This window comes from Novosphingobium anseongense (genome assembly GCF_037482895.1).
GTDB lineage: Bacteria > Pseudomonadota > Alphaproteobacteria > Sphingomonadales > Sphingomonadaceae > Novosphingobium > Novosphingobium anseongense.
Window position 1 is genome coordinate 1,469,913 of sequence record NZ_JBBHJZ010000001.1, and the last position, 20,924, is coordinate 1,490,836.

Consider the following 20,924-nt stretch of genomic DNA (forward strand, 5'->3'; position numbering starts at 1 on the left):
GCCTCAATCGGGCCGGCTTTTCCGCATCAGATAGATATCCATGATCCAGCCGTGCCGAGCGCGCAGTTCTGCTCTCGTGCGGGTGATGCGGCCTGCCGCCTGCTCCAGTGCGCCGCTCTCCAGCGCCTCTTGCGCCATGCCGAGATAGGCGCCCCACCAGATCGTTACGCCACCCGGCGCCAGCGCCGCGAAGGCGGATCCCTGATCCAGCATGACCGCAACGGTATCGGCCCCCTCGGGCCAGCCCTGTGCCCGCAGCATCCGACCCGTGGTGATGACGACCGGTGCGCCGAGATCGTTGAGCGGGATGGCATGGGCGGCGGTCAGCGCCTGCAGGCTGGTGATGCCCGGAACGACGCGGACGCTGATCGCCACGCCGCTATGCCGGAGCCGATCGGCGATGCGCAGGCTGCTGTCGTAGAGCGAGGGATCGCCCCAGACGAGCAGCGCCAGCCTGCCGCCATCGGGAAGGTGCCGCGCGATCTGCTCCGCCCAGGCCTGCGCGATGGCATCGTGCCAGGCGTTGACGCCGCCGAGATAGTCGCCGCCGGCCGCGCGTACGGGCAGGTCGAATTCGACCACGCGCACCGGCCGGGTCAGCACCGCGGCACAGATCCCGTGGCGCAGGTCGACGAGATCCGACTTGGCATCGCCCTTGCGCGGAACGAGGACGAGATCGGCCTCGTTGATCGCCCGCGCCGCCTGCGCGGTCAGGTGATCGGGATTCCCCGTGCCGATGCCGATGAGCTGGAGTTCGATCATCGCTCGCTCGCGACCATGTGGAAGAAGGTGCCGCTGACCAGACCGCGCCGCGATCCCGCCTCGGCGACTGCCGCGCCATCGGCGTCGGTCACGCGCATCAGGGGCGGATCGTCCTGCCGGGCCGTGGTCGAATAGTGGAACTCGTGCCCGCGCAGCCTGGCGCCCGCGGGCAGGCCGGCGAGCGGCGAAAGCAGTTCCGCGCGGCGATAGCCGAGGTGCAGCCGGCGTTCGGCATGACTGGTGACGAGGCTGAGCAAGCCCGCCATGCGATGCGCCGTGCCGTCGCGGTCGATCAACGCCTCGCCCAGAACCATGTAGCCGCCGCATTCGCCGTGGATCGGGCGACTCTCGGCATGACGACGCAAGCCCGCCCGGAACGTCTCGGCCGCGGCGATCCGGCCGGCATGCAGTTCGGGATAGCCGCCCGGCAGCCACACGAGATCGGCATCGAGCGCCGGGGCCTGGTCCGCCAGCGGGGAAAAGGGCAGGAGTTCCGCGCCCGCGCGCCGCCAGCCTTCCAGCAGATGCGGATAGAGGAACGAGAAGGCTCGATCGTGCGCGATGGCGATGCGTTGCGCGGGCGGATCGGACAGGCCCGCCTCGGTACAGGCCGCGCGCCCGACGCGCGCGGCGTCGCGGAGGGCGGCAAGGTCCACCCGCTCGCGCAGCAGCCCCGCATAGCTGGCAATGATCGCATCGAGACCGGCCTGTTCCTCGGCCTGGACCAGACCGAGATGCCGCTGGGGCAGGACAAGGTCGTTGCGCCGCGGCAAGGCGCCGAAGACGCGGATGCCCGCCGCCTCGAAGCCCGCACGGACAAGCCGCTCGTGCCGGGGACTGGCGACGCGGTTCAAGATCACACCCTCTACAGCGACGCCGGGATCGAAACGGCCAAAGCCCAGCGCCGTGGCGGCAGCGGACTGCGCCTGGCCCGAAACGTCGACGACGAGCACGACCGGCCAGCCCATGTGCCGGGCAATGTCGGCCGCCGTGCCGTGGCCACTCGCGCCGTTCCCTGAGACACCGTCGAACAGCCCCATCGCGCCCTCGGCCAGCACCATATCGGCGCCCTGCCCTTGCGCGGCGATGCCATCGATGAGCGCGGCGTCCATCGCCCAGCTATCCAGGTTGAACGATGCCCGCCCGCAGGCGGCGCGGTGAAAGCCCGGGTCGATGTAGTCGGGCCCGCACTTGAACGGCTGGACCGCCACACCATCCTCGCGCAGCGCGCGCAGCAGGCCGAGCGTGACCGTGGTCTTGCCGCTGCCCGAGGCCGGCGCCGATATCAGCAGGCCCGGCGGTGTCACTCGGCCGATCCGGCGTAGCGCGATTCCACATGCTGCGGCCGAAACCGGCGGTCGTACCCCTGCGCATAGAGGCTGCTTTCGGCGAAATCCTCGGCATCGAGCGCGCGGCCGACCAGGATCAGCGCGGTCCGCTCCATGGTGCTCGCAACCGCCGCCTCGATGGTCGCCAGGGTGGCACGGACGATGCGCTGGTCGGGCCAACTCGCGCGCCAGACGACCGCCACCGGGCAGTCGGCGCCATAGACCGGGGCGAGATCGGCCACGACCTTCGCCAAATTGTGGATCGACAGGTGGATCGCCAGCGTCGCTCCCGTCACCGCGAAGTTCTTAAGGCTTTCGGCGGGCGGCATCGTGCTCGCACGGCCCGGCGTGCGGGTCAGCACGAGCGACTGCGCCAGTGCCGGCAGCGTCAGTTCGGCCTCCAGCGCGGCAGCGGCAGCGGCGAAGGCCGGTACGCCGGGCGTCACGGTGAAAGGAATGTCGAGCGCACGCAGACGGCGGATCTGTTCGCCCATCGCCGACCAGACCGAAAGGTCGCCCGAATGCAGGCGGGCCACGTCCTGCCCGGCGGCATGAGCCGCGGCGATCTCGGCGACGATCGCGTCGAGGTCCATCGGTGCCGTGTTGACGATCCGCGCGCCCGGCGGACAGTGATCGAGCACGGCCTCCGGGATCAGCGAACCGGCATAGAGGCACACGGGGCTGGCCGCGATAAGGTCGCGCCCACGCAAGGTCAGCAGGTCGGGCGCGCCAGGGCCGGCGCCGATGAAATGAACCGTCATGTCGAAACTCCTGCCGCCAAGGCGCAAGTCGCCATGCGGTCGTGTGAAATGCTGCGGGGAGCCAACAGGCGCGCGCCGGGGCCGGCCGCAACGAGCGCGCAGGCCTCGGCCACGCTGCCCGCGCCGCGCGCCGCCTGCGAGGCCAGCGATCGCGTCGGGGTGGCGAGGCCGAAGATGCGCGCGGGTGTGACCGCGATCAGCGGCAGCACCAGCAACCGCGCGAGCTCGGCCAGCGCCTCGGCCTTGTCCTCTATCGTCGCCAGATGGGTGACCGGCCAACCAGCGATCCGCGCTGCGTCGAGCGCCGCCCGCAGCGAGGCCGCCGTCGCTCCAGAGCGGAAGCCGAAGCCGGCGACGATCACAGCGTCACGCTCCACTGGACAACCGGATAGCGCGACCGCCAGCCGCGACGGCCGCCGAGCGGCGCCGCGTCGGCCAGTTCGATACGCAGGAGGCTGCCGCCGCGCCGTTCGTGCCAGAGCGCGAGCAGCACTTCGGATTCGAGCGTCACGGCATTGGCGACCAGCCGCGTGCCAAAAGGCAGACGGGTCTCGAGGCTTTCGAGCAGGCCCTGCGACAGTCCGCCCCCGACGAACACCGCCTGCGGCGGTGGGCCTTCGGGCAAGACTTCGGGCGCGATGCCATGGAGCACTTCGAGCCGGTCCACGCCCAAGGCCAGCGCATTGGCGCGCGCACGATCGGCGCGGACAGGATCGGCTTCGACCGCGCAAGCACGGTTGGCGGGATGGGCCAGCAGCCACTCGATCGCGATCGAGCCCGATCCCGCGCCTATGTCCCACAGCATCTCGCCCGCACGCGGCGCGAGCGCGGACAGGGTGAGCGCGCGCACCGGCGCCTTGGTGATCTGCCCATCATGTTCGAACAAGGCGTCTGGTCGCCCGGCGGTCGCGGGCAGGACAGAGCCCTCGCCGTAAACCTCCAAGCCCACCGCCACGGGATGCGCAATGTCGGCGAGCGTCATCGCGCCCGCCTCGACGACACGCCGCCTTTCGCGCGGACCGCCCAGACGCTCCAGGACGTGCAATTGCGAGGGACCGAAGCCCTGCATCGACAGATAGTCAGCAAGCCGTTTCACCGCATCACCGTCGCGCAACAGCACCAGCGCGCGAGCGCCAGGCGCGAGATGCGGGCGCAGGCGTTCGAGCGGTGCTGCGTGAAGGCCTAGACAGGCGGTGTCCTGGATGGCCCAGCCCAGCCGCGCCGCGGCCAGGCCGAAAGTGGATGGTGCCGGATAAGCCGTCCATTCGTGGGCATCGAGCCGATGCACGATGCTGCTCCCCGCACCGAACCAGAACGGATCGCCCGAGGCCAGCACCACGATGCGCTGCCCGCGCCGCGACAGCAGGCGCTCTACGCCCTCGGCGAAGGGCACTGGCCATTCTTCCAGCGCGCAGCTAAGCGCGGGCAGCAGTGCGAGATGCCGGGCCGATCCCATGACCAGCTCGGCCTCCGACAGCGCCGCCAGGCTCGCTATGGACAGGCCATCCGCACCGTCCTCGCCAATGCCGACGATCGTCAACCAGGGCGGAGCATCCGTGTCAGCCACGCCGAATATCCTTCTTCTGGGCGGCACCAGCGAAGCGAGCGCATTGGCGCATCTGCTCGCCACGCGCGGGGACGCGGCGGTGTTCAGCTATGCCGGGCGTACGACCAACCCGCGCGGCCAGCCGCTGCCGCTTCGTGTCGGCGGTTTCGGCGGCGTCACGGGTCTGATCGACTATCTGCGCCGCCACGGCATCACGCACCTGATCGATGCCACACACCCTTTCGCCGCGACGATGAGCGCCCATGCGCTCGAGGCCGCACGCGCGACGGACGTGGCCCATGTCGCGCTGACCCGCCCGGCCTGGCGTCCCGAGGCGGGCGACCGCTGGCGCCATGTCCCCGACTTGGCCGCCGCGGTCGATGCGCTCGATGGACCGGGCCGCAAGGTCATGCTCGCGCTCGGCCGCATGCATGTGGATCGCTTCGCCGCCCGGCCGCAGCATCACTATCTGCTGCGCTTCGTCGACGCGCCCGAGGTCCCCCCGGCCCTGCCCACGCACAGGCTGATCGTCGATCGCGGCCCCTTCACGATCGAAGGCGACCAGTTGCTGATGCAAGAGCACGGCATCGAGCTCGTGGTCTGCAAGAATGCCGGCGGCCCCGGCGCCGTCGCGAAGCTGGCGGCTGCGCGCGCGTTGGGCTTGCCGGTGCTGATGATCGATCGCCCGGCGCTGCCCGATCGGATCGAGCTTCACCGGCCGGAGCAGGTGCTGGACTGGCTCGATCATGGCACTTCGTCCGGGATCGAACGCGGCGTGTAGAGGATCGGCCCGCGCGCCCGCTCGATGACGCGCGTGCGGCTGGAGCCCAGGATCACCATGGTCCGCATGTCGGCCATTTCTGGCCGCGCCTCACCGAGGCTGACGATCCGCAGATACTCCTCCGGCGTGGTCACCGCGCGCGCGAAGAGAATCGGCCGCGCATCGCCGCAAGTCTCGCGCAACACGGCCAGTGCGCGCGCAAAGCCCTCGGGCCGCGCCTTGGAACGCGGGTTGTAGAAGGCCATGGCGAAGTCCGCCTCGGCCGCCAGCCGCAGCCGCCGTTCGATCACGGCCCAGGGCTTGAGATTGTCCGACAGGTTGATCGCGCAGAAATCGTGCCCCAACGGCGCTCCGGCCCGCGCCGCCGCGGCCAGCATCGCAGTGATGCCGGGCAGCACGCGGATGTCGAGATCGCGCCACGACGCGGGTCCGGCTTCGAGCGCCTCGAACAGCGCCGAAGCCATGGCGAAGACCCCCGGATCGCCCGACGAGACCACGACCACGCGCTGCCCCGCCGCCGCCATTTCGAGCGCTTGCGCGGCCCGATCGATCTCCACGCGGTTGTCCGAAGGATGCAGCACCAGCCCTTCGCGCGGCGCCACGCGGGCAACGTAAGGGATATAACCGACCACGTCGGTCGCCTCGGCCAGCGCGGTGCCGACCTCGGGGGTCACCAGCCCTTCGCCGCCCGGCCCGAGGCCCGCGACCGCGACCCAGCCGCTCACGGTCTACGCCCCTGTCCGTGGATCAGCAGGATCGAGAAATAGGGCGTGACCGTATCGACCTCGGCCAACCGCGTGACCCGCTGGCCCGGCATGGCGGCGTGCTCGACCAGCCAGGCGGCCTCGGCGCGGCCGGCGGCCTCGACCGCGCGGCGCAGCTTGGGCAAATGGCGCCCGATCTTCATGACCACCAGCGCATCGGTGTCGCGGATGCGCCGCACCAGTTCCGCTTCCGGCAGCGTCGCCATGGCGACGGTCAGCACGTCGTCGCCCCAGGTGATCGGTACCTGGGTCGCGTTCCAGGCGCCCGCCATGCCGGTAATGCCGGGCACCACCTCGACCGGCACGCTCCCCGCCAACCGGCTGTGCAGGTGCATGAACGAGCCGTAGAAGAAGGGATCGCCTTCGCAGAGCACGACGACGTCGGCGCCGGTCTCGGCCACCGCCAGCAACCGCTGCGTGCATTCGGCATAGAAGGCGGAAAGGCATTCGTTGTAGCGCGGATCGGTCAACGCGATCTCGGTGGTCACCGGATATTCCATCGCCAGCTCGACCACATCGGCGTGGAGCATACCCTCGACGATCCGCCGCGCCTGGCCCGGCCGCCCGGCCTTGCGGAAATAGGCGATATGCCGCCCGCCGCGCACCAGCCGGTCGGCGCGCACGCTGAGCAGGTCCTGCGCACCGGGGCCGAGGCCTACGCCGTAGATCGTGCCCGTCTTGCTCATTCGGCGCCGCTCGCCAGCGCGTTGATCACCGCGACGGTCATCGCACTGCCCCCCAGCCGCCCCTCGACCACGCAGCACGGTACCGGCTGCGCCTGCCACAACGCGGCCTTCGATTCCGCGGCGCCGACGAAACCGACCGGACAGCCGATGATCGCGGCGGGGCGCGGACAATCGCGATCTTCGAGCATGTTCAGCAGGTGGAACAGCGCCGTCGGGGCATTGCCGATCGCGACCAGCGCACCGGATAGATGCGGCCGCCAGAGTTCGAGCGCGGCGGCCGAGCGGGTGTTGCCCAGCACACGCGCCAGGTCGGGCACCGCGGCGTCATGGAGCGTACAAATCACGGCATTGTCGGCGGGCAGACGCGCGCGCGTGACGCCTTCGGATACCATACGTGCGTCGCAGAGGATCGGCGCGCCCTGCGCCAGGGCGTCGCGCGCCACCGTTGCGAAACCGGGCGAAAAACGGATCGACGACGCAAGCTCCACCATGCCCGCCGCGTGAATCATCCGCACGGCGACCGGCTCCTCATCGGCCGAGAAGAGCGCGAGATCGGCCTCGGCACGGATCGTGGCGAAGGACTGGCGATAGATCGCCGCGCCGTCCTTCTCGTAGTCATGGGGCATCAACAGGCTCCGAAATGGGCAAGGAGATCGGCGGCGGTCAGGCCCGCGCGCAAAGGTTCGGCATCGGCGCGGGCGTCCAGCGCAAGGTCGTATCGGCCCGCGCGCCCGGTCAGCATCACGTCGGCCGGGGCCGACCGCGCACAGCCCTTGGCGCAACCGGAGACGTGGAGGCGTCCCGCGACATGGGGGGCGAGGTGGCGCGCCAACGCTCGGGTCTCCACGCCCGCTTGCGGGCAGGCCGGTTGGCCAGAACAGGCATCGACACGCAACAGCGGCGCGGCGGGGTCGGTCGACAGGTCCGGAGCCTCGATCGCGACGTGAGCGCCTTCGACCAGAAGGATGCGCCACGGCGAGACGCGGAAACCGCTCTGCCCATCGGCGAGGCGCAGCAGCGCCTCGACTTCGACGCGACCGAAAGCGAGACCATAGGCCATGCCGCGCGGCCAAGGTCCCGGCAGCAAGTGCGGTCCCGGCGATGCGAGCCGGGCGGCGCCGGCAGCCCACGGCGGAAGTGGCGCATCGTGCCGGGCCATACGTCCTGCACGGCCGCCGCCGCTGGCGACGAACCAATGGGCGAGCCCGATCAAGGCATCGACTTCGCCGCCGCGATCGACGGGCATTCCCACCTGCCGACCATCGGCACGAAGCATGATCCCACCGTCGGCCGCACGTTCGAGCCGGAAATCTCCAGGTTCGTCGGCAAGAACGGGCGCGACGCCGGCATCGATCACGAAGCCGACCTTCCCCGGCAGTTCGGGAAGCTCGCCGATGCGTTCGAGCAATTCGCAGGCCAGGCGATGGCTGTCGTCGGCCTCGCGCCATTCGGGCGCGATCAGCACATTGCGGGCGCGCTCGTGCTCGGCTTGGGCATCGACGAGCCCCGCGTCGAGCAGGCGATCGAGCAGCTTGGGCCAGCTTGCCTCGGTCACCCCGCGAATCTGGAAGTTGGCTCGGCGCGTCAGGTCGATCAGGCCGTTGCCGTGTTCACGGGCTGCGGCGCACAGTTCTGTGATCGCGTCGGACGTCAGGCAGCCGAGGCGCGGCTTCACGCGGACCAGCAGCCCGTCACCCGCCATCATCGGACGCCAGGCGTCGGGGCACCAGCCCCTCACCGCAACGTTCCTGCTGGCTTCGGCCTCGCGGCTCACACCCGATCTCCGCCGCGCCGAACGACGAATGGCGGGGCTTGCCGGAAGACCGGTCGACGCGCGGCGGCGGGCAGGCGCGGCAGGCACCCGTCGCAACGCGACCGTGCAGCCCCAGCCGCACAGTTTCGTCGCCCAGACGGGAATGGACCGTGCCGCGACCAATCCCTGGGTCAGGGCAAGAGCGACCAGAGCGCCGGCAGGTCTCCTGGCTTGCGGGTCGTCGCTCGATGCACACCTTCCCAGACGGATCATATCCGTCCAGTGGCTGCCCTTTCGGACTCGTGCATCTCGCTATCCGCTCACAGTTGCAGGGACAGCCGCGGATTTGGGGGCGAGCCCCGCACCGCATTCCCGATTAAGTTCCTCGCGGAACACCGGCACATTCATGGCATGCCCAAGATTGCTCCGGGGCATCGGCCAGCCCCTAGTGGAAATCAGCCACCAAGCCAAGGTGCGTCACGGTATCGACAGGTCGCGGTAGCGCGCCTTTCCGATTCCGATCGCAACGCGTGAATGGGACAGGTCGCCCTCGCCCCATAAAAGACAACGATGTCATTTGGCTGTAGTGAATAGCTCCTAGCAGCCCCTTCATCCAATGAGGGGGACTGTTACGATGCATGTCGCAGCCAACAAGATTCAGATTATCTCGCTTCTCGCCTCGGCCTCCGCTCTGGCCTGGGCACTGCCGGCCTCAGCGGCTTCGCGCGACGATGAAGCAGCGGCCGAAGCGGCAGCCGATGCCGCTCCCGCGGTGGGCGAAAGCGACATCATCGTCACCGGGGCCGCGCGCGCGCAGCGCCGTTTCGACGTGCCTTACGCGGTGAATTCGTTGTCGCAGGCCGAGGTCGAGCGCATCGCGCCCAAGAGCTTCGCCGACCTGCTAGGCACGGTTCCCGGCATCCAGGTCGAAGCGACCGGCGGCGAAGTGCAGAACATCACGCGCATCCGCGGCATCCCGACCGACCGCGGCTACATGATCTTCCAGCAGGACGGCCTGCCGCTGTACCATGAGATCGACGGCGTGTTCTTCAACTCGGGCGAAGGCATGAACCGCTACGACCTGATGACCGAGCGGGTCGAGATCGTCCGCGGTGGTCCGGCGCCGATTTACGCCTCGAGCGCGGCGGCGATAGCCAACAACATCACCGTTACCGGCACCGACGAGGCGCGCGGGCGCGCTCAGGTGACGATCGGCGATACCGGCCTCTACCGCCTCGATGCGGTGCAGTCGGGCCCGCTCGGCGAGCGTACCTACTACGCGATCGGCGGTTTCCTGCGCCAGCACGACGGCTATCGCAAGAGCGGCTTCCCCAGCGACAAGGGCGGCCAGATCCGCGCCAACCTGAAGCACGATTTCGACAACGGCTTCGTCAAGGTGGCCGTGACCTACGTCAACGACCACAACCTTTTCTATCTGCCGATCCCGATCGCCGATCCGCGCAACCCTGCGGTCTCTCTCGACCGGTACATCGACTATCATCGCGGCACGATGAACTCGCCGGCGCTGCGCAACGTCAACATCAAGTACCGCGATGGCTCGGGCACCGTGCAGGGGCTGAACCGCGATCTCGCCGATGGTCGCCACATGCGCTTCTTCAACGCCAACCTGCACTACCAGGGCGAATTCGGCGACTATGCCGTGTCCGCCAAGGTCGGCTTCACCAAGGGCAAGAGCAGCTTCGACGCGTTCTATTCGACGACCAACCCGGCCGATGCCACCACCTTCGCCAACGGCTATCTCGCCGCTGCGCGCACCGCCTTCGGCGCGGGCGTGGCACGGATGGGCTATGCGATCGCGGGCACCAACGGCGCCACGGCCTATGATCCGAGTACGGCCTCCGGCCTCGTCATGTCGGGTCAGTATCGCGCGGTTGAGGCAGACTTCCACTCGACCCAGGCCGATCTGAGCGTCACCCGCAAGTTCGAGACCGGCTTCGGCACGCACGACATCCGCGTGGGCACCTATGGCTCGATCTATGGCAACAAGAGCCTGCAGGTCTATCAGGACATGCTGATCGAAGTCCGCGGTCAGCCGCGCACGCTCGATCTCCTGGCCTATTCGGCAACGGGCGCGGTGCTCGGCTCGGTCACCGACAAGGGCGTGCTGCGCTATACCACCACGCTCAACCAGGGCGAAGGCGACGCCAAGATGATCGCGGTCTATGCCAACGATACCTGGGACATCACCCGCGGCCTGCGCCTCGACGCCGGCATCCGCAAGGAATGGTACGACCTCGACGGCTTCGCGCTGCTCTCGGCCAATGCCAACCTCGGCGACGCGACGACCCTGGCCGACGACACCACCCGCGCCTTCACCGGCGCAATCGTTTCCAACAAGCTCAAGCCTTCGGCGACAAATTGGACGGTTGGCCTGAACTACGACTTCAATGGCAATCTGGGCGCCTATGGTCGCGTCTCGAACCTGGAAGTTCCACCCAACCTGGGTGTCACGACGAGCACGGCGCCGACCATCATCAAGACCAAGGCCCGCCAGTACGAAGTGGGCCTCAAGGCCAGCTTCGGCCCACACTATCTCTACGTCACAGGCTTCTATACCAAGTTCGATCCGTTCAACGCCTCGTTCGTCGCGTTCAACCCGATCACCGGCCGCAACGACCAAGCCGTGCCGTTCATCGGCGAGGCCGTGTCCAAGGGCGTCGAAGTCGATGGTCGCCTCGCGCCGACCTCGTGGTTCGAGTTGGCCGGTTCGGTCACCTGGCAGGATCCCGAATATCGCAACCTGGCGAACACTGCGGGCGCCGATCCCAGCGCGGTCAACGGCAACCAGATCATCCGCGAGCCCAAGTTCTTCGGCAATCTGCGCCCCACCCTCCACTTCCCCGTGGGCGACGGCGAACTGGAGGTTTCCGGCCGCTACGAATGGACCGGCCGGCGCTATGTCGATCTGTTCAACCTGACCGGGCTGCCCGCCTTCCAGACGATCGGCGCCTCGGTGTCGGTCACCCAGGGCGGCTGGCGTTTCCAGGTGGTCGGCGACAACCTGACCAATGCCAAAGGACTGACCGAGGGCAACCCGCGCACCGACCAACTCGCCGGTCAGGGCGCCAGCGATGCGATCTACGGGCGTCCGTTGTTCGGCCGCAACTTCCGCTTCATCCTCAGCCGGAGCTGGTAATATGCGCAGGTCCTGCGCCGCGGCGCTGATCGCCTGCCTTGCCGCATCTGCGATGATGCCGGCGGCAGCCTCGGCGCAGGACCCGGCCGGCTATGCCGCGCCGTTTTCCGACACTCTCGAAACGCGGGTCTTCCCCCTGTTCGCGATGCTGCACGCGGCGCCGGGCTGGCCGCAGGCGCTCGCGCGCGATCCGGCGCTGCGCAAACTGGCGGCGGATCGCGCCGCCCGCGCGGCGCAGGAGACATGCTCGCCCGCGCCGCTGTGCCTGGCCGATGCCTGGACCTGGACCCCGGCCGACGTGGCCCTGGTCGAGACGCGCCTGCGCGCGCTGTTGCACGACCGGGACCTGGCCGCGGCGCTGATCTCTCGCCAGATGCGGCCTTCGGGTCGCTTCGCCGCCCACGCCGCGTTGCCCGATGGGGATTTCGTCGGCGCGGCCTGGCGCGATGCCGCCGCGGCGATCAACCGAACGATCGCGGTCTATGCCAAAGGCGAAGCACCGCGTTATCCCAAGATCGACGGGTTCATCTTCGACCTCGCCGTGCCCGAATACACACAGGTACTGAGCGCCCACGGCGTCGCGACCGCCGGCCAGGCTCGCGAAAGCGACCTGTTCTTCGATCCTGCCCAGCGCTACGCGGTGGGTCTCCTCCAGATCAACGAGCGCACCGATGCGGCCGGATACCGCCCGCTGCTGGCCGGCGAGAACGCAGCCGCCACCGCCGCAGTCAAGGTGACCGACTGGAGCGTCAAACCCTATGTCGCACTCCTCGTCTTCGGGCACGGGCCGGAGGACGCTCAGTCGCGCACCGGGGTCATGGGCCATATCCGCATGCGCATCGCCGCCGATCTCTTCGCGCGCGGCCTCGCCCCGTTCATCGTGGTGAGCGGCGGCAACGTCCATCCCAACCGCACGCCGTTCAACGAGGCGATCGAGATGAAACGGCTGCTCGTCAGCCAGCACGGCGTGCCCGCCGACCGCGTGCTGATCGAACCACACGCGCGCCATACCACGACCAACCTCCGCAACTGTGCAAGGCTGCTGCTGGCAGCCGGCTTTCCGACCGACCGCCCTGCCCTGATCGTCTCCGATCATCGCACGATCCAATATATTGCGGGCGAGGAACTCGCGCAGCGAAACCTGCGGGAGATGGGTGTGCAACCGGGCCGCATGGCGCCGGGTCCCGATCGCTTCACCGCGCGCTTCACCCCCGATCCTGTCGCCTTCCACGTCGAAGCTGTCGATCCGCTCGACCCATGACGCACACTGGGAGGTTTCTGCTCGGGCACGCCGCCAGCGCGATGATGGGCCTGGCCTCGCCGAGCCAGGCCGAGGAACTCGGCCGGCTGGTCGATCCTTTCGTCGGCACGCTCGCCGATTTCGGGCAGTTGAGCCCGGCCGCGGTGGCGCCGTTCGGCATGGTCCAGCTCGGCCCCGACACGAGCCCCGCAAACCACGCTGGCTACGACTACGCCGCGACGCAGTTGGCCGGCTTCTCGCACACCCGCGCCGTTGGCGTGGGCTGCAGCGGCGCGGGCGGCGACGTGCGGGTATCGCTGAACTATGCCGGCGCACCCGCGCTGGCGCCGATCGACAAGTCCAGCGAACGCGCGCACGCCGGCTTTTTCCGCGTCAGCTATGGCGCGAAGATCGTGGCCGAGATGACCGCCACGCGTGGCGCAGGTGTGATCCGCTACAGCCTGCCGACGAGCGGCCGGATCGCCATCGCGGTCGCCTTCGACCGCGGCTATTCCAAGCGGCTGGACTCGCGCTGGCAGAACGAAGACGGCGATCTGCGCGCGAGCTTCTCGGCGGGCACGGTCTGCGATGCCGGCGCCTATCATCTCCATTCGGCGACGCGCCTGCTGCGCGCGGGTCGGCCGCTGGACCTGCGCTGGGAAGGTCAAGGGTCAGGGGAGGCACGCGCCTGGCTCGACGTGCGCGCCGGCGACACGATCGAGGTCCGCACGGGCCTCTCGTCGATCGACCCCGCCGCGGCGGCTCAGGTGCGCGAGCGCGAAATGGGCGACCTCCCTTTCGCCGCGATCGCCGGGCAGACCCTCGCCGACTGGAATCGAGAGCTCGGGCGGCTGACCATCGACGGCCCGCGCGAGCAACGCGCGCTGTTCTACACCGCGATGTTCCGCGTGCTGCAAACCCCGGTCGCCATCGCCGATCCCGACGGCCGCTTCCGCGGCAGCGACGGCCGGATCGCCACGCTGCCCGCGGGCGAGCAGCACTACACGAGCTGGGCGCTCTGGGACAATTACCGCACGCAGATGCCGCTGCTGGCGCTCGTCGATCGGCAGCGGGCGGGCGCAATCGCCCGTTCGCTCGTGCGCCTGTACCAGACCGGCAAGCAGCGCTGGGCCACGCACGACGAACCTTTTCTCACGGTCCGCACCGAGCATGCCGGGATCGTCCTGCTGGATTTCCGGCGCAAGGGCATCGTCGATTTCGACGCGCGCGCCGCGCTGGCCGGCATGATCGCCGAAAGCGCCACTCTCGCGCGCAAGACGCCCGACGAGCAGATCGAAGCCGCCTATGACGACTGGGCGATCGCCGAACTCGCCGCGGATCTCGGCGAGACGGAGGTCGCGGCGCAGTTCCGTGACAAGGCGCTGTCCTATCGTACGATGTGGCTCGCGACCTTCCGCGATCTCGGCACCGATGCCGACGTGGTCCACGCGCGCGGCCTATACCAGGGAACGCTCGCACAATACCGCTGGGCGCCGGTGTTCGACCTGCCCTGGCTGGCCCAGACGCTCGGCCCGCGCCTAAAGCCCGAGCTCGCGCGGTTCTTCACCGACAACCTGTTCAACATGACCAACCAGCCCGACATCCACGTGCCCTATCTGCTGGCCTGGGCCGGCGCGCGCGCAGAGGCGCAGAGCATCATCGATCGCTACATGCGCCGACCCGTCCCCCATCGCTACACGAACGCCGGCGTACGCGCCCAACCCTGGATCGGCCCGAGCTTCGCGCTCGCGCCGCAAGGCTTTGCCGACGGAATGGACGACGATGCCGGCACCATGTCGGCCTGGTACGTCTGGTCGACGCTCGGCCTCTATCCGCTGACGCCCGGATTGCCGCACTATGTCGCGACGCCCCCGCTGACGCCGCGCGCAAGGCTCGGCCGAAAAGTGATCGGTCCTCGCTCGAGTGGGACCGCCGCGATCGTCGACCATAGCACCGTCGCCGCCCCCTGAGCCTCGCCGGCTCGACCAGCGCCGACTAGACCGCGACCACGGCCTTGTCGGCCAGCCGCGTCGAATTCTCGATGGCGTGGAGTCTATCCTTCAGATCCTTGATGGCAGCGCGATGCGCCGCCTGGATCTGCGGGTGGGTCTCGATCACGAGGCCCGCGGTTTCGACATCGATTGCCGCAAGCGTGATTGCGCGTAGCTGAGATGAGTCCATGTCTGCATCATACCTCGCACGACCACTATAGTCGGTCACGTCGGGGCCCGGCAATCTCATTGCTCGACGTGGCCCATTGCAGGAAGTGGGACGCAGGTTGCCGACTTCGCGATACGCCCTGCCGTCGCTCCCGGTCTAGTCGCTCCCCCGACGCAGCTTGGGGGCGAAAGAATGTTGAGAACGGCTTGCTTTGTGAGTGGTCTGGCGCTGGCGACGGCATTTTCGGGCGGGGCTTTGGCGCAGACCGGTTCGGACCCCGCCGACAGGGACGAAGGCGATGCGATCATCGTCACGGGCACGCGCTCGCAAGGGCGCGAGGCGCTGAAGTCCTCGGCGCCGGTCGACGTGGTGGACGCGCAGAAGCTGGCGGCCACGGGCTATCCCGACCTCGGCCGTGCGCTGAACTTCCTCCAGCCGGCAGTTAACTTCGCGCGGCCGGCGACGACGGCGACCGCGGCCAACGTCCGGCCGATCACCCTGCGCGGCCTGTCGCCGGACCAGACGCTGGTGCTAGTCAACGGCAAGCGCCGCCACGCCAACGCGATCCTCAACGTCAACAATTCGATCGGGCGCGGCACCGCGGCGGTGGACCTCGATGCCATCCCGGCAAGCGCGATCGCGCGCATCGAGGTGCTGCGTGACGGAGCAGCCGCACAGTACGGCTCGGACGCGATCGCCGGCGTGGTGAACATCATCCTCAAGTCCGACGCCCAAGGCGGATCGATCAGCCTTCAGGGCGGCGCGACCGAGGAAGGCGACGGCGAGAACGGCACGGCGATGCTGACCTATGGTCTGCGCCTAGGCGACGAGGGGCACCTCACCCTCTCGGCGCTCTACCGCATCGAGGAGCCGACCAACCGCGCGCTCGTCGACCAGCGCTTCGGCCGCGTGACCTACCGCATCGGCGATCCCAAGAGCGAAGTCGGCAGCCTGGCGCTGGACTTCGCCGCCCCGCTCGGCAGTGGTGAAATCTACGGCTTCGGAACCTATACCCACAAGCGATCGAACAATGGCGCGGGCTTCCGCGTTCCGGGTTTTTCGCCGCTCTATCCCTGGGGCTTCCTGCCGATCATCGAACCGACGATCGACGATGCCGCCGCGACCCTCGGCTACCGCATCTATCTCGGCGACCGCTGGAAAGCCGACCTCAGCCAGACTTGGGGCTACAACGACGCGCATTTCCGCGTGTTCGACACGGCCAACGTCTCGCTCGGCCTGGCCAGCCCGACCGCGTTCGATGCGGGCACGGTGACCTACCAGCAATTCGTCACCGACGCCGTGCTGTCACGCCCGCTCGACGGCGTGCTGGCGGGCGGCAACATCGCCCTTGGCGGACAGTATCGGCACGAGACCTACGAGATCGGCAACGGCGAGCCCGCCGCCTATTCGGGCACCGGTGCCGACGGCTTCGCCGGCTTCAACCCGCGCAATCCCACCGACGCCGGCCGCAACGCCTGGGCCGCTTTCGCCGATCTCGAGCTGCGCCCGGTCGCTGAGCTGCTGCTCGGCGGGGCGCTGCGCTATGACCATTACGACGATTTCGGCGGCAAGCTGACCTGGCGCGCCACCGGCCGCCTCGACCTGATCGACGGCTTCGCGCTGCGCGGGACGATCGGCACTGGCTTCAAGGCGCCCTCGCTCCAGCAGCAGTATTTCAGCGCCGTCCAGGGCGCGCTGAGCGGCGCGACCTTGGTGACGGTGGGCACCCTGCCCGTCTCCGATCCGGTTTCGCGCGCGCTCGGTGCCTCGCCGCTCAAGGCCGAGCGTTCGCGCAACGTCACGGCGGGCGTGGTGGTGACGCCGACCCCCCGCCTGTCACTGACCGCGGACTTCTACCACATCCGCATCCGCGATCGCATCGCCCTGTCCGAGCAGCTCGGCGGGGCGGCGGTCACAGCGATCCTGCAAGCCGCCGGCATCGCCAATTTCCAGCAGGCCCGCTTCTTCACCAATGCCGTCGACACCACCACGAAAGGCGTCGAGGTCAGCGCCCGCTGGCGGGGTGATCTCGGGCCCGAGACGCGCTTCGATCTCGGTCTGGGCTACGGCATCTTCGACACCAGGCTCGACCGGTTGCGTGCCAACCCGGTGCTGCCCACGCTGCCGCTGCTCGGGCTCAAGTCGATCCTGCTCCTCACCCAGGGACAGCCCGAGGACAAGTTCACCGCGCAGCTGACGCTGACCCACGGCCCGGTCGACCTCCAGGTCAACTACGCGGCCTTCGGCAAGTACCAGTCATTGCCGCTGACCCAGCAGCAGGCGTTCCCCGGCAAGTCGACCACCGACGCCGCGCTCGGCTACACCGCCGGGGCCCTGCGGATCGTCGGCGGCGTCCAGAACCTGTTCGACGTTCGGCCGCAGGAGATCGTCTACACCGCCGCCGCCATCGCCTCGACCGGCGGCTCCTTCCCGACCGGCGAGGAAACCCCGATCGGCCTCAACGGACGGACCTGGTATGCTCGCGTCGCCCTACGCTTCTGACGCGGCAAGCGCGAGCGGCGCGAGCGGCGCGAGCGATTGGATGGGAGCGGCGCTTTCGCACCAGCGGTCGAACCGGTCTGCCGAAGCGCGGATCTCGTGCCGCAGCCAGTCGACGAAGACTCGGGCCACAGGCCGCGCGCGGACCTCGGCATTGCTGTGATAGAGCGCGTAGCCCATGCCCACGGGAACCGCCTCGGCCAGGCACGGCCGCAGCCGGCCATCCTGGAGGAAGCGCTCGACCAGGAGCGGCACGGCCAGCGCGACGCCGAGGCCGCAGGCGGCCGCTTCGTACATCAGGTCGTTGGTGTCGAAGACCATGGCCACCGGCGGCACTTCCCCGAAGAAGCCCGCAGCGGCCAGCCAACGCGGCCAGATCCCGGCGGGCGCGCGAACGCCCAGCAGCCTGTGCTCCGCCAGATCGCCGAGCGTTACAGGCGCCGGCCGGCCGTCGGCCAGCCGCTTCGTCGCCACGGGTACGCCGGCCAGTTCTATCAGCATTTCGCCGACGATGTCGGCATCAGCGTCGAACCCACCCCAGACCGCCAGGTCGGCCGCGCCCATGCGCAGGACCTGGGCGTCGCGGGTGATCACCAGTTCGATCTCTATGCCGTGGCGCTGCTGCAGGCCGGCCAAGCGCGGCATCAGCCAGCCGACCGCGAGCGAATGCGAGGTCGCGAGCCGCAACCGCCGCCCGCGCCCGCTGTCGCGCAAGGCGCTGGTCGCCCGACGGATCGCGTCCATCGCGGGTTCGATCTGGTCACGGTAACGCAGGCCCGCCGCGGTCAGAACAATGGCCGGCCCCGAACGATCGAACAGCGCGATACCGAGGAAACTCTCGAGGGCCTGGATGCGCCGCGAGAAACCCGAAGGGCTCAGCGCCAGCGTCTGCGCCGCCGCGCGGAAGCTGGCCGAGCGCGCGGCCACGAGGAAGGCTTCGGTCGCTTCGAGAGGCGGGGCTTGGCGCAGCATGGGAAACTCCGGTCGATCGACCGTCACGCTATCCCGCGATTGTCACAATACCGCGACAATACCCCGACCCTGCCCTGGATGGACTGGAATTCACGATGAGACGGCGCGAATTGCTCAAGAACGGCGTGCTCCTGTCGAGCGGCCTGATGCTCCCGGCGGCCGCGCCCGCGATCGTCGCGTCCGACGGACGGCGCCCTATCGCGCCCCTCGGTGTGATGAGCGGCGATGTCGCCGGGGACCGCGCGATGATCTGGAGCAGCGCCGATCGCCCTGCCCGCATGGTCGTGGAATGGTCGGACGACGCGTCGTTCCGCCAGGCGCATCGCCTCGCCGGTCCGCTCACATCGCCGGACAGCGGTCTCACGGCCAAGCTCGACCTGACGGGCCTGCCCGCCGATCGCCAGATCTTCTACCGCGTCGCTTTCCACGATCCCGACGATTCCCGCGCGATCGGCGAATGGACCACGGGCCGTTTCCGCACGCCGTCCACCATCGCACGGCGTCCCGTGCGCTTCACCTTCGCCGGCGACGAGGCCGGCCAGGGCTTCGGCATCAATCCGGACATCGGCGGCTACCGTATCTACGAAGCGATGCGACGCCAGGCGCCCGATTTCTTCATCCACCAGGGCGATCAGATCTATGCCGACGGCCCGCTGAAGCCGGAAACCGTGCTGCCCGGCGGCCGCGTCTGGCGCAATCTGATGACCGAGGCCAAGTCGCACATCGCCGAAACGCTCGACGACTTTCGCGGCGCCTATGCCTATAACCTGCTCGACGAAAACAAGCGCCGCTTCCTCGCCCAAGTGCCGATGCACGTGCAGTGGGACGATCACGAGGTGCGCAACAACTGGTTTCCGCAAAAGCGGCTCACCCAAGGCCCCGACATGCCCGAACTCGTCGGCCATGCGCGCCGCGCGCTGCACGAATTCAACCCGATCCGCCTGTCCCCGAACGCGCCGGGCCTCTATCGCAGCTTCCGCCACGGCCTACTGATCGAGGTCTTCCTGCTCGACGCGCGCAGCCACCGCTCGGCGAACCAGGCCGGCGGCGGCGCGCGGCTCTTCGGCCCCAGCCAGGTGGCGTGGCTCAAAGCCGGCCTGCGGCGATCGACAGCAACCTGGAAGTTGATCGCCACCGACATCCCGCTGTCGCTGACCGTGCCCGATCTCAACAAGGACATGCCGGCCGGATCGATCGAAGGCCTGGCCGACGGCAAACCCGACGCCCCCGGCAGTCGCGAAGCCGAGCTGGCCGAAATCCTGTCGTTCCTGCGCAGCCAGAAGATCCGCAACACCGTTTGGATCAGCGCCGACGTCCACTACGCCGCGGCAATCGAGTACGAACCCGGTCGCGCGCGTTTCGGTGATTTCGATCCGTTCTGGGAATTCGTCGCCGGGCCGATCAACGCCGGGACGGGCACGCTGGCCGGCAACCCGGTGGACACGACCTTCGGCGCCGAAGTCGTGTTCAAGGCCGTGCCCGAAACGCTGACCGATGCCAGCCCGCTCTCCGGCTTCCAGTTCTTCGGCCAGGGCGAAGTTGATCCGGTCACGCGTGCGCTGACCATGTCCATCCACGACATGACCGGATCCGAGCTGTATCGGCGCGAACTTCCAGCGACCTGATCAAGCCGTCGTGTAGCGCTTTCGCAGGGCCAAGAGATCGGCATGATCCAGCCCGAGCCGGTCGCGCAGATAGCCCTCGGCGCCGCCCGGATGGCTGTCGATCACGCGGAACACGCCCTCGATGTAGCTACGGTCGACACCCATGAAGGCTTTCGCCACCTCGGGCGGGACCTGCCGCCAGATGGCCATGGCCGGATCGGCGGCAGCCGTGGTCAGGTCCGGCCGGAAGCGCTGGTTGGACAGCAGATAGTCCTCGATGATCGTTTCGCGCGGGACGTTCAGCGCCGTCAAGATCAGCGCTGCCGCCACGCCGGTACGATCCTTGCCGGCCGAGCAATTGAACGCCAGCGGCGCATCGGCCGCCAACAGGCGATCGAACAGGCTGCGGTACTGATCGTTGAAGTTGTCGAGGATCCCCGGATAGATCGCGGCCATCCGAGCCCGCGCGCCCTCGCCGGTCAGCTTGGCCAGATCCACGTTTTCCAGCCCCATCGCGCCCTGGCCGTAGTCCCGGACGAGGATCTGCGGCGCGGCCTTTTCCGGCCAGGGCACGGGGGCCGCGGCGCGCTCCTCCGTGCTGCGCAGGTCGACCACCGTTTGCAGGTTCAGCTTGGCGAGATAGTCGAAATCGGCCGCGGTCAGATGGTTCATCGCGCCCGAGCGGAACAGCGTCCGCCACCGCACGGTTCGTCCGTCGAGCGTCTTGTATCCGCCCAGGTCGCGGAAGTTCTGCCCACCCTGGAGCAGCAGCGAGCGGCTTGGCGCCACGGCTGGCGGCGGCGCCTCGAACGACCGGGCGGGCGCGGCGTGAAGCGGCGCGACGCCAGGCAGAGCAGCAAGGGCGATCCCGGCAAGCGCGCGGGCAAGAAGCGTGTAGCGCACGGTCATCC

18 protein-coding genes and 1 riboswitch are annotated in these 20,924 nt (G+C 68.9%); of the genes, 6 read left to right on the forward strand and 12 right to left on the reverse strand.

What is annotated here, in order from left to right; all coding sequences use genetic code 11:
- Positions 1 to 3: 3 nt before the first annotated feature.
- The 5 genes from cobF to cbiE are packed head-to-tail and all read right to left on the reverse strand — an operon-like array spanning position 4 to position 4,418.
- The gene (cobF, locus tag WG901_RS06975) at positions 4 to 762 is read right to left on the reverse strand and encodes a precorrin-6A synthase (deacetylating) (protein WP_339586284.1); all 759 of its coding nucleotides are present in this window, start codon (positions 760 to 762) and stop codon (positions 4 to 6) included.
- Entirely contained in the window at positions 759 to 2,069 is a 1,311-nt protein-coding gene (locus WG901_RS06980; RefSeq protein WP_339586285.1) for a cobyrinate a,c-diamide synthase, read from the reverse strand. The genes cobF and WG901_RS06980 overlap by 4 nt, the downstream gene beginning before the upstream one ends.
- Entirely contained in the window at positions 2,066 to 2,851 is a 786-nt protein-coding gene (gene cobM, locus WG901_RS06985) for a precorrin-4 C(11)-methyltransferase (protein ID WP_339586286.1), read from the reverse strand. Before cobM ends, WG901_RS06980 begins: the two co-directional genes overlap by 4 nt.
- Positions 2,848 to 3,228 carry a cobalamin biosynthesis protein gene (locus WG901_RS06990; RefSeq protein ID WP_417602461.1) on the reverse strand — a complete coding sequence of 127 codons (381 nt, stop codon included), beginning with the start codon at positions 3,226 to 3,228 and terminating at the stop codon, positions 2,848 to 2,850. Before WG901_RS06990 ends, cobM begins: the two co-directional genes overlap by 4 nt.
- Positions 3,210 to 4,418: a precorrin-6y C5,15-methyltransferase (decarboxylating) subunit CbiE gene (cbiE, locus tag WG901_RS06995; protein WP_339586287.1), complete on the reverse strand. Its 1,209-nt coding sequence runs from the start codon at positions 4,416 to 4,418 to the stop codon at positions 3,210 to 3,212. The genes WG901_RS06990 and cbiE overlap by 19 nt, the downstream gene beginning before the upstream one ends.
- On the opposite strand from cbiE, the gene WG901_RS07000 reads away from it, so the two are divergent.
- Complete coding sequence (locus tag WG901_RS07000; RefSeq protein WP_339586288.1) at positions 4,375 to 5,178, forward strand: cobalt-precorrin-6A reductase; 804 nt, start codon at positions 4,375 to 4,377, stop codon at positions 5,176 to 5,178. The genes cbiE and WG901_RS07000 overlap by 44 nt on opposite strands.
- Here the strand turns inward: WG901_RS07000 and cobJ are convergent.
- The 4 genes from cobJ to WG901_RS07020 are packed head-to-tail and all read right to left on the reverse strand — an operon-like array spanning position 5,142 to position 8,333.
- On the reverse strand, positions 5,142 to 5,903 hold the full coding sequence (gene cobJ / locus WG901_RS07005; protein ID WP_339586289.1) for a precorrin-3B C(17)-methyltransferase: 762 nt from the start codon (positions 5,901 to 5,903) through the stop codon (positions 5,142 to 5,144). The two genes, WG901_RS07000 and cobJ, sit on opposite strands and share 37 nt — an antisense overlap.
- On the reverse strand, positions 5,900 to 6,628 hold the full coding sequence (cobI, locus tag WG901_RS07010; RefSeq protein ID WP_339586290.1) for a precorrin-2 C(20)-methyltransferase: 729 nt from the start codon (positions 6,626 to 6,628) through the stop codon (positions 5,900 to 5,902). Before cobI ends, cobJ begins: the two co-directional genes overlap by 4 nt.
- The gene (locus WG901_RS07015) at positions 6,625 to 7,254 is read right to left on the reverse strand and encodes a precorrin-8X methylmutase (protein WP_339586291.1); all 630 of its coding nucleotides are present in this window, start codon (positions 7,252 to 7,254) and stop codon (positions 6,625 to 6,627) included. Before WG901_RS07015 ends, cobI begins: the two co-directional genes overlap by 4 nt.
- Complete coding sequence (locus WG901_RS07020) at positions 7,254 to 8,333, reverse strand: cobalamin biosynthesis protein CobG (RefSeq protein ID WP_339586656.1); 1,080 nt, start codon at positions 8,331 to 8,333, stop codon at positions 7,254 to 7,256. Before WG901_RS07020 ends, WG901_RS07015 begins: the two co-directional genes overlap by 1 nt.
- Before the next feature lie 247 nt (positions 8,334 to 8,580).
- A riboswitch (cobalamin riboswitch) is annotated at positions 8,581 to 8,796 on the reverse strand.
- 219 nt (positions 8,797 to 9,015) lie between these two features.
- On the opposite strand from WG901_RS07020, the gene WG901_RS07025 reads away from it, so the two are divergent.
- The 3 genes from WG901_RS07025 to WG901_RS07035 are packed head-to-tail and all read left to right on the forward strand — an operon-like array spanning position 9,016 to position 14,748.
- Positions 9,016 to 11,538, forward strand: a complete 2,523-nt coding sequence (locus tag WG901_RS07025) for a TonB-dependent receptor (RefSeq protein ID WP_339586292.1) — start codon at positions 9,016 to 9,018, stop codon at positions 11,536 to 11,538.
- A 1-nt stretch (position 11,539) separates the two neighbouring features.
- Positions 11,540 to 12,799, forward strand: a complete 1,260-nt coding sequence (locus WG901_RS07030; protein ID WP_339586293.1) for a YdcF family protein — start codon at positions 11,540 to 11,542, stop codon at positions 12,797 to 12,799.
- Positions 12,796 to 14,748 (forward strand): glycoside hydrolase domain-containing protein, encoded by a 1,953-nt coding sequence (locus tag WG901_RS07035; RefSeq protein WP_339586294.1) that lies wholly within the window; start codon positions 12,796 to 12,798, stop codon positions 14,746 to 14,748. The genes WG901_RS07030 and WG901_RS07035 overlap by 4 nt, the downstream gene beginning before the upstream one ends.
- A 25-nt stretch (positions 14,749 to 14,773) precedes the next feature.
- On the opposite strand, the gene WG901_RS07040 is transcribed toward WG901_RS07035, so the two are convergent.
- On the reverse strand, positions 14,774 to 14,959 hold the full coding sequence (locus WG901_RS07040; protein ID WP_339586295.1) for a hypothetical protein: 186 nt from the start codon (positions 14,957 to 14,959) through the stop codon (positions 14,774 to 14,776).
- Between the two features lie 192 nt (positions 14,960 to 15,151).
- Here WG901_RS07040 and WG901_RS07045 point away from each other — a divergent pair, with 192 nt between their 5' ends.
- Positions 15,152 to 17,440 carry a TonB-dependent receptor plug domain-containing protein gene (locus tag WG901_RS07045; RefSeq protein WP_339586296.1) on the forward strand — a complete coding sequence of 763 codons (2,289 nt, stop codon included), beginning with the start codon at positions 15,152 to 15,154 and terminating at the stop codon, positions 17,438 to 17,440.
- Here WG901_RS07045 and WG901_RS07050 read toward each other — a convergent pair.
- Positions 17,429 to 18,409 carry a LysR substrate-binding domain-containing protein gene (locus WG901_RS07050; protein WP_339586297.1) on the reverse strand — a complete coding sequence of 327 codons (981 nt, stop codon included), beginning with the start codon at positions 18,407 to 18,409 and terminating at the stop codon, positions 17,429 to 17,431. The two genes, WG901_RS07045 and WG901_RS07050, sit on opposite strands and share 12 nt — an antisense overlap.
- A 95-nt stretch (positions 18,410 to 18,504) precedes the next feature.
- Between WG901_RS07050 and WG901_RS07055 the strand changes: the two genes are divergently transcribed.
- A complete protein-coding gene (locus WG901_RS07055) occupies positions 18,505 to 20,034 on the forward strand; it encodes an alkaline phosphatase D family protein (protein ID WP_339586298.1) in 1,530 nt (509 codons plus the stop codon).
- Here WG901_RS07055 and WG901_RS07060 read toward each other — a convergent pair whose 3' ends face one another.
- Positions 20,035 to 20,922: a tyrosine-protein phosphatase gene (locus WG901_RS07060; protein ID WP_339586299.1), complete on the reverse strand. Its 888-nt coding sequence runs from the start codon at positions 20,920 to 20,922 to the stop codon at positions 20,035 to 20,037.
- Positions 20,923 to 20,924: the final 2 nt, after the last annotated feature.

Bases quoted from the DNA above. Each gene is read 5' to 3' on its own strand.
- cobF (WP_339586284.1), bottom strand. From the start codon at position 762: ATGATCGAACTCCAGCTCATCGGCATCGGCACGGGGAATCCCGATCAC.
- cobM (WP_339586286.1), bottom strand. From the start codon at position 2,851: ATGACGGTTCATTTCATCGGCGCCGGCCCTGGCGCGCCCGACCTGCTG.
- WG901_RS07000 (WP_339586288.1), top strand. From the start codon at position 4,375: ATGCCGACGATCGTCAACCAGGGCGGAGCATCCGTGTCAGCCACGCCG.
- cobI (WP_339586290.1), bottom strand. From the start codon at position 6,628: ATGAGCAAGACGGGCACGATCTACGGCGTAGGCCTCGGCCCCGGTGCG.
- WG901_RS07015 (WP_339586291.1), bottom strand. From the start codon at position 7,254: ATGCCCCATGACTACGAGAAGGACGGCGCGGCGATCTATCGCCAGTCC.
- WG901_RS07020 (WP_339586656.1), bottom strand. From the start codon at position 8,333: ATGATGGCGGGTGACGGGCTGCTGGTCCGCGTGAAGCCGCGCCTCGGC.
- WG901_RS07025 (WP_339586292.1), top strand. From the start codon at position 9,016: ATGCATGTCGCAGCCAACAAGATTCAGATTATCTCGCTTCTCGCCTCG.
- WG901_RS07030 (WP_339586293.1), top strand. From the start codon at position 11,540: ATGCGCAGGTCCTGCGCCGCGGCGCTGATCGCCTGCCTTGCCGCATCT.
- WG901_RS07035 (WP_339586294.1), top strand. From the start codon at position 12,796: ATGACGCACACTGGGAGGTTTCTGCTCGGGCACGCCGCCAGCGCGATG.
- WG901_RS07040 (WP_339586295.1), bottom strand. From the start codon at position 14,959: ATGGACTCATCTCAGCTACGCGCAATCACGCTTGCGGCAATCGATGTC.
- WG901_RS07050 (WP_339586297.1), bottom strand. From the start codon at position 18,409: ATGCTGCGCCAAGCCCCGCCTCTCGAAGCGACCGAAGCCTTCCTCGTG.
- WG901_RS07055 (WP_339586298.1), top strand. From the start codon at position 18,505: ATGAGACGGCGCGAATTGCTCAAGAACGGCGTGCTCCTGTCGAGCGGC.
- WG901_RS07060 (WP_339586299.1), bottom strand. From the start codon at position 20,922: ATGACCGTGCGCTACACGCTTCTTGCCCGCGCGCTTGCCGGGATCGCC.